Origin of the sequence: Actinoplanes sp. NPDC049598, assembly GCF_040675435.1 — a bacterium.
Lineage (GTDB): Bacteria > Actinomycetota > Actinomycetes > Mycobacteriales > Micromonosporaceae > Actinoplanes.
In genome coordinates this window covers 1-1,621 of sequence record NZ_JBFAOX010000066.1, presented here as the reverse complement: position 1 = coordinate 1,621, position 1,621 = coordinate 1, and the positions used below count along the sequence as shown (strand labels likewise).

The 1,621-nt window shown below is 70.8% G+C and carries 1 protein-coding gene; it reads left to right on the top strand.

The genetic code is table 11. From position 1 onward, the window contains the following. Positions 1 to 587: 587 nt before the first annotated feature. Positions 588 to 1,325, top strand: coding sequence for a maleylpyruvate isomerase N-terminal domain-containing protein (locus AB0J66_RS49730; RefSeq protein ID WP_364676576.1), 738 nt, complete (start codon positions 588 to 590; stop codon positions 1,323 to 1,325). Positions 1,326 to 1,621: the final 296 nt, after the last annotated feature.

The following is a 1,621-nucleotide window of genomic DNA, read 5'->3' as shown; positions in this document are numbered from 1 at the left end:
CTCATAACGTTCGATGTCATCACTCACGGTGCCCATCCCGCCAGGTCTTCAGCCTGGCGTGTCGGGCCGGAAACACCTCTCGTGACACAGTCCCTCACCGCCAAGAAACTGCACCACGTGACCGAAGTCGTGGCTGCCCAGGCGCCGCGAAGCCGCATACCGAGGCTGGCGGCAGGCGGTGAGGCCGGGCGGCAGGACCGGGCGGCCGGGCTAGGCGGCGGGGCGGTGCGGCCGGGGGTGGTGCCGGGCGGTGGGGCGGGGCGGTGAGGTTGGGGGGTGGGCCGGGCGGTGAAGCGGGGCGGTGAGGCCGGGGATGGGGCCGGAGATGGAATCCGGGCGGTGAGGCGGGGCAGTAAGGCGCGGCGGTGCGGCGGGGGAGGGGCCGGGCAGTGGGGGAGGCGGTGACGGCGGGGTGGGCCGGGCGGTGAGGCGGGGCAGTGGGACGCGGCGGTGAGGCCGGAGGTGAGGTCGGGGGTGGGGCGGAGTGACGAGGGGGCAGTGAGACGGGCGGTGGGGCCGGGCGGGGGAAATGAGGCCTCGATGAGCGACGGACCAAAAGGATCGATGCCGACCGCTAGGGTGCGGTCATGGAGTGGCTACCGCCCGAGCGCTACGCCGCCGAGCTGGAAGCCGAGACCGCCCGCTTCGCCGCCGCGGCCCTCGCCCAGCCCGACGACCGCACCGTGCCCACTTGCCCCGAGTGGACCTTCCGCGACCTGGTCACCCACGTCGGCACCGGCCACCGCTACGCCAAGCTCATCATCGACACGGACCAGATGCAGCCGTACACCTTGATCCCCGCCCCCATCACCCGGGCCGACTGGCCCTCCTGGCTGACTTCCGGCGCCCGAGACCTGATTCGAACCGTCCACCATCGTGGCTTCCACCAGCAGGTCTGGACCTTTCAACCCAAACACTTGATAGCCGGCTTCTGGCTACGCCGAATGGTCCATGACCTCATAATCCACCGCTTCGACGCCACCCCCGACGGTCACCCCCACGGCGATCTAGCTCTAGACCTGGCCGCCGACGGGATCTCCGACCTGCTGGGCACGTTCGAGATGTTCGACCGCCTGGCCGGCACCGGCGAAACCCTCCAGTTCACCGCCCCCGACGCCGCCCGCACCTGGCGCGTAACCCGCACCGAAACCGGCCTCACCTGGCACGACACGGAAGCACAGCCCGGAGCCCCAACACCGCCCGACGCCTCCATAGAGGCCCCAGCACGCAAGCTCCTGCTAATCCTGAACCGCCGCCTACCTCCCCCCACCGCCCAGGGCAACCAGCAAGTCTGGACGTCCTGGTACGAGAACTCCCGCTTCTGACCACCAATCCCGCGCAACCGGCCTGGAATTGCCGCCCAGCCCCCCGCTCAGCAGGGCCCGGGTGACTGAATCCCCGCCCCGCCCCACAGCGCGGCAGCGAACGCCGACCAGTCACCACCGCGAGGTGACCGTCTTCACCACCCCGCGCTCAGAGCCCAGTGACCACCCTCCTGGCCGCCACCGGAATACGCGGCAAGGTTGTGGGGATGGGGTGACCACTCGAGGCATGAAACGCTCCCCAGTCAGCCCGCCGACCCGGTCGGCGACTTCGCCGAACGCGCGACGGCCGAACTCGT